Origin of the sequence: Thalassotalea sp. G20_0 (assembly GCF_017744175.1) — a bacterium.
Taxonomy (GTDB): Bacteria; Pseudomonadota; Gammaproteobacteria; order Pseudomonadales; family Endozoicomonadaceae; genus Endozoicomonas.
In genome coordinates, this window is record NZ_JAGHQV010000054.1 from 20991 (window position 1) to 30950 (window position 9960).

10 protein-coding genes are annotated in these 9960 nt (G+C 43.3%); 2 read left to right on the forward strand and 8 right to left on the reverse strand.

Annotated features, from left to right (window positions below; genetic code table 11):
• Window positions 1-57 precede the first annotated feature (57 nt).
• The 5 genes from J7438_RS21755 to J7438_RS21775 all read right to left on the reverse strand — a co-directional run bounded on the left by J7438_RS21755 (window position 58) and on the right by J7438_RS21775 (window position 5785).
• A complete protein-coding gene (locus J7438_RS21755; RefSeq protein WP_209278205.1) occupies window positions 58-483 on the reverse strand; it encodes a hypothetical protein in 426 nt (141 codons plus the stop codon).
• Window positions 484-1178: 695 nt separating this feature from the next.
• Entirely contained in the window at window positions 1179-1472 is a 294-nt protein-coding gene (locus tag J7438_RS21760; protein WP_209278206.1) for a hypothetical protein, read from the reverse strand.
• 225 nt (window positions 1473-1697) lie between these two features.
• Window positions 1698-2618 carry a hypothetical protein gene (locus J7438_RS21765; RefSeq protein ID WP_209278207.1) on the reverse strand — a complete coding sequence of 307 codons (921 nt, stop codon included), beginning with the start codon at window positions 2616-2618 and terminating at the stop codon, window positions 1698-1700.
• Between the two features lie 288 nt (window positions 2619-2906).
• Window positions 2907-3584, reverse strand: a complete 678-nt coding sequence (locus J7438_RS21770; protein WP_209278208.1) for a hypothetical protein — start codon at window positions 3582-3584, stop codon at window positions 2907-2909.
• Between the two features lie 182 nt (window positions 3585-3766).
• Window positions 3767-5785 carry an NADPH-dependent 2,4-dienoyl-CoA reductase gene (locus J7438_RS21775; RefSeq protein ID WP_209278209.1) on the reverse strand — a complete coding sequence of 673 codons (2019 nt, stop codon included), beginning with the start codon at window positions 5783-5785 and terminating at the stop codon, window positions 3767-3769.
• Window positions 5786-5924: 139 nt separating this feature from the next.
• Between J7438_RS21775 and J7438_RS21780 the strand changes: the two genes are divergently transcribed.
• A complete protein-coding gene (locus tag J7438_RS21780) occupies window positions 5925-6530 on the forward strand; it encodes a TetR/AcrR family transcriptional regulator (protein ID WP_209202345.1) in 606 nt (201 codons plus the stop codon).
• Between the two features lie 138 nt (window positions 6531-6668).
• On the opposite strand, the gene J7438_RS21785 is transcribed toward J7438_RS21780, so the two are convergent.
• From J7438_RS21785 to J7438_RS21790, 3 genes are all read right to left on the reverse strand, one after another.
• Window positions 6669-7277, reverse strand: a complete 609-nt coding sequence (locus tag J7438_RS21785; RefSeq protein ID WP_209278210.1) for a GNAT family N-acetyltransferase — start codon at window positions 7275-7277, stop codon at window positions 6669-6671.
• Between the two features lie 230 nt (window positions 7278-7507).
• Complete coding sequence (locus J7438_RS28460; RefSeq protein WP_353620173.1) at window positions 7508-7630, reverse strand: IS1 family transposase; 123 nt, start codon at window positions 7628-7630, stop codon at window positions 7508-7510.
• Window positions 7578-7850 (reverse strand): IS1 family transposase, encoded by a 273-nt coding sequence (locus J7438_RS21790; RefSeq protein ID WP_209278211.1) that lies wholly within the window; start codon window positions 7848-7850, stop codon window positions 7578-7580. Before J7438_RS21790 ends, J7438_RS28460 begins: the two co-directional genes overlap by 53 nt.
• Before the next feature lie 670 nt (window positions 7851-8520).
• Here J7438_RS21790 and J7438_RS21795 point away from each other — a divergent pair.
• Window positions 8521-9660: a serpin family protein gene (locus J7438_RS21795; protein WP_209278212.1), complete on the forward strand. Its 1140-nt coding sequence runs from the start codon at window positions 8521-8523 to the stop codon at window positions 9658-9660.
• The last annotated feature ends 300 nt before the right edge of the window (window positions 9661-9960 follow it).

The window sequence follows — 9960 nt, forward strand, 5'->3', positions numbered from 1 at the left end:
AGTAATTTTTTACGTCTATTCCTGATAGCAATGCAAAGCTCTTTGAAAGCTGACCAGTTACTCAGGGAAAGATGGATTTGATCTTGTATCTATTTTGATTCTGGTCTCCTTGTGTTTATTGGATGCTTCGTATTTGGTTCTGGCTCTGGTCTCCTTGCCTTTACGGGATGCTTCGTATTTAGCTCTGGCTCTGGCTCTGGTCTCCTTGCCTCTAGGGGATGCTGCGTATTTGGCTCTGGCCTTCTTGGCTTGAGCGGATCTGTTGTATTGGGCTTTGTATGCCTTTCGTTTAGGGGATGCTTCTAATCTGGCACTGGCCTGCCTGCATTTTTCGGATGCCCTGTATTTAGCTGAAGCCCTGGCTTTGGCCTCCTTGCGTTTATCGGATGCTTCGCATTTAACTCTGGCATCAGACACCTGAAGAGTACTTTTGACCGTGGAAGCACTGGATGAGTTCGTTGCCAGTTGAGGTTGAATAATCATAACTGGTTCTGTTGTATTAAAAATTTCTGCAGGTTGATGAAGATTGTTATACAAAACCTGTGGGTTTTGTGAAGCTGCCTGCTCCAAACCTAAAATAGACTGGATCGAAAAAGGTTGATTGCCAAACTTATATGAGGTGCCAGGATGATTGTCATAGCGTTTATTTCTAACGGTTACGTCAGGTTGTCGATCTTTTTTAGTATGGCTGTTAACGATGACTATTGATCTTTTTTCAAACCGTGAATCGTTAAATGGATTGTGAAAAGGCACCACTGTCTGCTGATGGTCGTCTCCAGTGGTTTCATGGCAACGGATAGTACGCAGAACATTGTAAGCTTCTCTAACATCACGGGAATAGGCTTGGACTGATGAGCCTGGTCCAGGTAAGTTATGAAAGCTACCTGAAACTGTACTTGACTGAACTAAATGAGCAGGGATATCCATTAAGTCATTGAATTATTGAATGGTAGTTTAAGACCCACATCACCGGTAAAAGTTCCTCTCTTTCAGCAGGATTATTCTGTTTGCGTTTTTTTTGGCGAACCCTGTCGCACCCGGCAGAAGCAGGATTATTGTCGGGTGTTCTTTTTTGCTCGTTGTGCTCGGCGCAGGTGATCTTATTGTGGTAAAGGTTGAGAGGGTTATCAGCAGCTGCTGGTTGTATATTTTGTGGGTTTGAGAGTCCAACAGGAAGATCAGTTAAATGGTCTTGCGGATCCGAAAGAGCCTTCTGGATTAGTTGATGTTAAAGCAGAAATATCATATTTGAGCAATGAGTTAAGAGGATCAGCATTAGTTTGTTGGTTTTCTGTCTGGTTATCGTAAGTGTAAACAGAAAAAAGGGTGTCCACTGCCTGTATAAACATACCTGAATGCATTGGCTGTTGTTCGCTATCAAACTGATACGTTTGTTCTGTTAAATTCAGTGAGTAGGAGAAGGAATCAGAAAGATCGAAGTTGAATGGAGAACAGTTATTAAAGTTATCCATTGAATTATTGCATTATTGAAATATAACCCTTGATCATCTCTTTTTATAAAAGTTCCTTCCTTAAATAATTTATCCGATTCTATATCAAATAAGAATAGATATTAGCTGTATTTATTAATCATGGTAATTTAAAATTCAAAATTTGCAGAAGAATGGTTGTCATCGGATTGTTGGTGTTTAAATCTATGAGGGAATGGATTTAACGGGTGAAACTAGGCAGTTCTTTTAGCTTGGTGTTTGAAATCCAGGGGTGGGAGTGGGATTGGCTTTAGTAGCAGATTCCAATTTTTTTATGTATTCAGATTTGAAAAGTCTTGATTTTGTTGAAGAGTATAAATTTCTAGCCTTCTTTTTTAAAAGTTTGAATCTATTTAAATCATTTATGTCAATTGAGTTGATTGTTATTCTTTTAGTATCCATTATTAAATTGGATAATTTTTCAATGCCGTATTTTTTTACCAGTTTGTTATTTTTCTGGTTGCGCTCAAGATAATCTCTAATTGTATCAAATTCTTTAATATTGTTGATGTTTTTTCGGCAAATTGACTTGATTGATGCGATTTGTCGTGAATTTAGCTTTGATTCCATTTCTTGTATGTGGTTTTCTATATTGTCTCGGTTTCTTTTTGCAGATATCCTATTTAATCTCTTTCTATCATTTATTCTCCAAAATTCATATATTGTCATGTCTGAAATTATATTTTTGTAAGCCTCTGTATGGGTTAATTGGTTAAGGGGAAGGGGTGGTTTCGAAGATATTAAATTATGAGATAATTGACATTGATTTAATGATGTTGAATCTATGGTTGTCAATCCATCATTGATAGATTTGTCATCAGAATTAAATAAAAATTGATTGTCAGTGCTCTGTGATAATTCAGGAAATAAATCATCGATATTAGGTGAAATATGAGAAATAGAAAATTCAGTTAATGAGTGTTGAGGGGTTAATATAACCTGGTATGTTGTATCCTTTGTAAGATATAAAGGAATGGTTTTATCAAATACCTGTTTCACGGAATGACCAGATATGCCTGGCTCATGAATTGAAGGTGCAGCTGGGCTCGGAGTTAAATCTTTCCACTGTATCGAATCACAAGCGTTCGAACAAAAAGAAACATCATTTATGATTGGTGAACTGTGCATTGAGAAATTGTAGCATTTAAATATATTTCAAGACCGCTATTTTTTATAGAAGTTCCCAGCCTTTCGCAATCCAGTCATCAGTCAGTTAACTGAAACTATTTCTTTACTTTGCCTGTTAACCACTCAGGGTCAAAGGGCTCGAATGGCATTGTAAATATTCCTTCAGTCTGATAACTGAGCAGTGATGAAGGACGTTGATGATAACCCTGCTTTTTTTGTCGTAGTAGCTGACTCTTTTTCCCTCGCTACTTGTTCACTAAAGCCTTTATTTATGGCTGATCGATAGGCTTATGATCTTGCATTTTTTATGGACTGGGAAATCCTTTTTTCCCTGGATAAGGCGTACCTGACCAGTTTTCTGGCCTTGGCCGCCTGGCCCTTTTCGGATGCTCTGTATTTGGCCTGGCTCGCCTTGCGACTATCGGATGCATTGTATCTGGCTATGGTCGCCAGGCCCTTTTCGGATGCTTCGTATTTGGCCTTGCTTGCCTTGCCCTGATCGGATGCATTGTATATGGCCCTGACCGCCTTGCCTTTTTTGGATGCGGTGTATTTGGCCTGGCTCACCTTGCCATTATCGGATGCAAGGTACCTGGCTCTGTTTGCCTGGCCTTTTTTGGATGCGGCGTATCTGGCCTGGGCCGCCCTATGCTTAGCTTTTGCGATGCATTTGTCTTTGCTTTCCTTACCTTTAATGGGTGCGGCGTATTTGGTTTTGCTCGTTTTGTCCAATCCAGAAGTGCATGCCCCTTCATTGGGAAGGGGCAGAGCTTCACCAAACTCGGAAGATTCCGTTGATTCTGGCCTGACATAAACAGGAAAAGGATATTTCAGTGTCTGGACAGGTATACCTTGATAGGTGGGATGCTGTTCATTTTTGTCATGCTGGTACGTTTGTTGAACCGAAGTCAAATTAAGTCCGGAAAACGCAATATGGAAGGGCGGTAATTTATTGTAGTGATCCATTGAATTATCAAATTAAAGAATTACAGCTTAAGACCACCCTTTATTATAAAAGTTCCTCCCCACTACAACCCATTCAATATTTATGTCAAACACATATAGAAATAATAGCAATTCGGGTCAGGTTTACTTGAGGCCGAGATCATAAAGGGGGGCGAGCCCCCTTTTCTGGTTAAGTGGCAGTATCAAATGTCAGCGGCCAGTCGGCAGCCCTGGTTAATTGCCCGCTTGGCATCCAGCTCAGCAGCCACATCCGCTCCGCCAATCAGGTGCACGGTCTTACCGCTGATGCTATCAGCAAGCTCGCGCATGGGCTCCTGGCCTGCGCAGATAACAACGCTATCCACATCAAGCACCTGGGGTTCCCCGGCAATGGACAGGTGCAGGCCCTGATCATCCACCTTATGGTACTCACAGGCTGGTACCATGCGCACCCCCCGGTTAGCCAGTGATGAGCGGTGAATCCAGCCGGTGGTTTTGCCGAGGTTTTTACCGGGCTTGCTCTTTTTTCTCTGCAGTAAAAAGACTTCCCTGGAGGGTTTTGGGTGCTCGCTTTCGGCCAGCAGGCCACCGCGATTTTCCAGTGTCATATCCACGCCCCACTCTTTCATAAAGGCCGGAATATCAAGACTGCTGGATGGGCCTTCCTGGGTAATCAGTTCGCATAAATCAAAACCAATACCGCCAGCGCCGATAACGGCTACTTTGTTGCCCACAGGTGCTCCCTTGAACACATCCAGGTAACTCAGGACCTTGGCGTGATCAATACCTTCCAGCTCCAGATTTCTGGGGGTGATACCTGTGGCGATGATGACTTCGTCAAAGTCACTGTTTTCCAGCTCTTCTGCCGTTACTTTGTGGTTGAGCTTCAGCTCGACGCCGGTCAGCTCGATCTGTCGTTTGAAGTAGCGAAGGGTCTCTTCAAATTCTTCCTTGCCGGGTACGGTTTTCGCGATATTGAACTGCCCGCCAATTTTGTCCGCCGCGTCAAACAGTGTGACGTTGTGACCACGATAGGCTGCTGTGGTGGCAAATGCCATGCCAGCAGGACCTGCGCCCACCACGGCCAGCTTCTTGGGTGTACTGGTTGGCAGATAGTTCAGCTCGGTTTCATGGCACGCCCTGGGATTTACCAGACAGCTGACGGGTTTCATATAAAAGACATGATCAAGGCAGGCCTGGTTGCAGCCAATGCAGGTATTGATTTCATCGGCTCTGCCTTCCGCCGCCTTGTTCACCCATTCGGCATCAGCCAGCATAGGGCGGGCCATGGACACCATGTCTGCATCACCACGGGCCAGAACTTCTTCTGCGGTTTCCGGCATGTTGATCCGGTTGGAGGTGATGACCGGGATATTGATTTCGTTGCGAATTTTTGCGGTTACCCAGGTGAAAGCTGCTCTTGGTACCATCGTTGCGATGGTGGGGACACGGGCTTCGTGCCAGCCAATGCCGGTATTAATAATGGTGGCACCCGCCTGCTCAATCTCTCTGGCCAGTTCAACGATTTCATCCCAGCTACTGCCGCCCTCAACCAGATCCAGCATGGAGAGGCGGTAAATAATGATGAAGTCCGGGCCTACTCTTTCCCGGGTCTGTCTCACCATGGCTACCGGCAGGCGAATGCGCTGACGGTATTCTCCACCCCATTCGTCCTGTCGCTGGTTGGTGCGATTGGCAATGAACTGGTTGATGAAGTACCCTTCAGACCCCATGATTTCCACGCCATCATAGCCTGCTTCTTTTGCCAGGGCCGCAGAGTTGACAAAGCTCTCGATCTGCTCGTCCACCTCTTCAGAGGTCAGTTCTTTAGGCTTGAAAGGATTGATAGGAGCCTGAATGGCACTGGGAGCAATGCATTTTGGGTGGTAGGCATAACGACCGGTATGCAGGATCTGCATACAGATTTTTCCGCCAGCCTTATGCACGGCGTCTGTAACCAGCTGGTGGTGCTTAACATCATCCATGGTTTCCATGGTGGCAGCACCCGGCATACCCCCGCTCTCCTGGTTCGGCGCGATACCGCCCGTTACAATGAGTCCCACACCGCCGGCTGCGCGTTCGGCAAAATAAGCCGCCAGTCGTTCAAAACCGTTGGGCTGTTCTTCCAGGCTGGTATGCATGGAGCCCATCAAAACCCGGTTTTTCAGTGTGGTGAAACCCAGATCCAGCGGTGCCAGAAGATGTGGGTAGGGAGTAGTCATTTTATAATCCTTCTTGTGATTCGACGCCTCATCTAGACGCTGTCAAGATAAAATGGTATTTTGACACTGTCAAGATAATTTGTATTGTCTCTGGACTGCACCATTTTGTATTAGACAGCGCACGGGCATTAAACGACATATGACTGGCAGAAAATCCTACCACCATGGCAACCTTCACCAGGAGCTGCTCGAAGAGGCAACCCGGATGATCGGGGAGCAGGGTGTGGATGGCGTTTCTATGCGCGCGCTGGCGGAACGGGTAGGGGTCTCCAGAACGGCGGCTTATCATCATTTTAAAGATAAGAATGCGCTGCTCTGTGCCATCGCCGAGCAGGGGTTTGAGAAGTGGCAGGCACACTTTGCGCAACAGAAGCATGAGCAGTCAGGGGACATGAATGGCTGGTTAAAAGCTTTTGTCCATGCTTATCTGGATCTTTCCTGGCAGTATCCTGAGGAGTATGACCTGATGTTTGGTCGTCCGGTCTGGAAAAATGGTGAACCAACAGAGAGTCTGAGAGCGGCCTCTTTTGCCTGCTTTCAGCACTATGTCGACCTGATCCGCAGCTGGCAGGATAAGGGTAAGTTTTCAAAAGATATCGATGGTCTGCGCCTTGCCCAGGTGAGCTGGAGCATGTTGCACGGTATGAGTCGTTTATTGAACGATGGTATTTACCTGGATAGAAACTCCATTGATGCCATGTCGGACAGTGCAGTAGAGATGATATTGGCAGCGGCAACGGTATAAGAAAAGTATATTTCCATGATGCACAAAGAAATGTTCATTATTATTTTGGCAGTGGAGATCAAAAATAGTGCGCCCGATATGGCGCAGTATGAGGTGTAAGACGGTCCGGTGTCGGTTTTCTTTCCGTCCCCGGTTTTGTCAAACCTTTTTATATGGAATTGGCGATAATAACTGCTTATCCAGGCAGATCAGATTATAGTGTTCCAGGCTCTCTTGCCGTAAATAATCTCGCACAGGAGTTGCTAATTTCATCAGTGGTTCAGATTCTCCTGCTTTAACTTTTTCAAATCCAAATTTTTCATAAAATGAAATGGCATCGTAGTCGCTATTCAAGACTATGACAGGAACTTTCCTGGACACCGCAACTTCAATAATTGATTTCATCAACAACTTTCCAAGTCCATTACCTTGATAGGATTTTTTTACCGATAAAAGTTCAATAGATATTGATTCATGATTAATTTTAAATGATAGATAAGCAGCTGTGGTAGCATTACTAATATCAATAAGTTCAATAACTCTTTTGTTAAAGTTTTTAGCTGTATCTATTTTTTTTAATGCTTTCTTCGCATATTTAATAGCTGAGACTTTTATATTTTTGGAATGAAAATATTCTCGAATATATGATATGTCGGATACTTTGGGCACAACGCTAATCTTATAGCCTTTAAACCTGGCCTCTAAGATAAGGTTGTATGGTAGTGTGATGTTGCTTACAGCTTCTGTGCAGGATGCAAGCTCAATCATGGGGTTCATATATTTAGTTTCCTAATAGAAGCCGGAATTGGTATTACTCACCATAGCAACCTTCATCAAGAGCTGCTTGAAGAGGCAACCCGGCTGCTTGGGGAACAGGGGTGGGGATGGTATTTCCATACTTGCCAGTTTTCAGGATTATATCGACTTGGTAGTGGGCTAAACCTGTTATATTCCATGAGTATCAATGCCAAATCCGACTTTATTAATTAATAAGCCAATTAGGGTATCATGCATTTCTCCAATTTTGAAAAGCATATTGTCTTTCTGGCCAAACGCTTGATCCAAGTTCTAAAGTTGAGATTTTTTCGTTCTATTTTCTTGGTGTTTTTCTTTCCAACTATATGTGATGTGTATTTTATCAAGATGGCGATCATAAGCTCCCCAGTCATCCGTATAAAATTTCTTAATTCCAAATGATTCGAGAAGTTCTTTCAGCTTTTTAAAAACTTCATCATTTCGTTTACCAAAAACATAAGCCAAAACGGTATTGGTAAAGTGGTCAACGGCATACCAGAGCCAACGCTGATTTGATTTATCATGAACAAAGGACCCATTGCTCATCCAGTTCAGCCTCTTGGCAGACAAGGCCTACATGTATAACCGATCCCCAAGATTCGTTTTCTGAATATTAGGATTGACTTGAACCAATCCTTCCTCTTTTTTTAATGTATCTAAGTAGTTAACCAAATGAAATCATATTTTCTGACTAAGTGGACGGTCACTCTGCTGCGTTACAACTCCGGTCACATAGCTAAGGCTATGCTCCCTTCGTTGTGCCTTGCATAGTAACTGCCCACTTAGCCAGAAATATACGATTCCATTTGACCAACTACTTAAGTTGTAAAAGCGTCATATGCCGCATTTTAGCAGAAAATAACAATCTCAGGTTTGACCCACTACCCACAGGTGGTTAGACAGTTCCGTTGGAATCAGGCGGTGATTTACAAAAACAAAGAAGTAAATCTGAAGACCTATTTTTGACAGTTACCTCGGGCCTGGCGTTAAAAAGACGCTGGTTATACGAGGGGCAAAGGAGCAAAAGGTGACAGTGCTGTCTGACGTCTCAAGATCAAAGCCCATGGGCAGAAGCAATTTATAATATTTTGTTTAAATAATAATTTACAGAATCATAATGCCTTCTATTCTTGATTACTCTTATCTTGGCGTTTTTGAATGTAAGACAATACGTAGATTCAAACAATAAATATTTAGTCTGGAGTTTTGAACCAAAATGCAAAATTCAGCGCTTGCCACCAATAATAGCCCTCAATATCTTGCAACCGATACAAACGCTTTATATTCTCCACAACCGATGGGTTCCTCAGGTATTCATAAGATAGTACCAGAAACCGTTACACCTTCTTTTGAAGGTCTTCAGTGTGATGTACGACAATTTGTTAAGGTACTATTACCTAATCGATCAGTTAACGTGGTTACTTCACCTCTCTTGGTCAATACAACAGAGGCAATCACCGCCAGAGTATTGAATGAGGCTGGCTTAAATGGAAGTGCTATCGGGTCTGGTCAAACTCGACCCAATATTAAGAACACCGTAGGAGGCATACATATTCAGTCAAAAAAAGAACATGTTGACAAAACCCTGGAACAACTCCAGATTCCACATACAACCAGTGTAGAGTTAATACAGAAGGGTTATGCACGGGCTACAGCAGAACTCAATGCGCGAATTGCAGAAGATACTCAAGGCATGATTACTGATTTTCTTGATCCCAGAAATCTGGAAGATCCAGCCCTTATCTTTCGCTTGGTCACTTGGTTATTTCAACATGTTTCATGGGTAGAACCTTTTGAGTTGATGGATGATGTAGATAGTTCAGCAATGACATGGAAAAATACAACCCACCCGGAAATTCAGTGGATGAAAAGTAGCTATCATAACAACTCTGTAACACACACTAATTCAGAAGGCTATGATTTTGTAGCTGTTCCTGTTGAAGAAACAGGAATGAAAGCGGTGCTTGTTTTACCACCACCAGAGGACCCCAATCACAATAGCGAAGATCTCAATCGGGTTTTGTCAAATGGTCTATCGTCTATCCTGGGAAAAACAAAAAATGAGGAAGCGAAGCTAACGCTCCCAAAATTAAAATTCGACTATCAATTTACAACAGCATACCCGGAAGCTGGAGTCATCGGTACGCATAATGCAGCACTGAATATTAATGAAAAAGGAGCGGATGTGGCCGCAGCGTCAGGTATGCTTGCATACGAATGTTGTTATACGCCTCTTAAAGAATGTCTCAACTTTGATTTTGATCGCCCATTCTACCTTTCAATAATTGACCATCAAAATGACAAAGAACCCAGAGTGGCTGGCATGGGTTGGATTAATCAGCCTTGGAATAGCTAAGGCTATGCTCGTTGCGTTGTGCCTTGCATAGTAACTGCCCACTTAGCCAGAAATATACAATTCCATTTGGCCAACTGCCTTACAGAGCTTAGCGATAGTTCTTAGGGTAGACATCACGGCAAAAACATGAGCATTTTTTGAACAGACAAGCAGGCTAAAAAAGTGCAAAATACCTCCTTTTTCCTGCTTATCTATGTCTGCAAAATCCCTGTTCTCTAAATTCAGCACCCTCACCGACCCTCGTGATCCCAAGAAAACAACACATATTCTGGCAGAGATTATGTTCATCGCTGTTTGCGC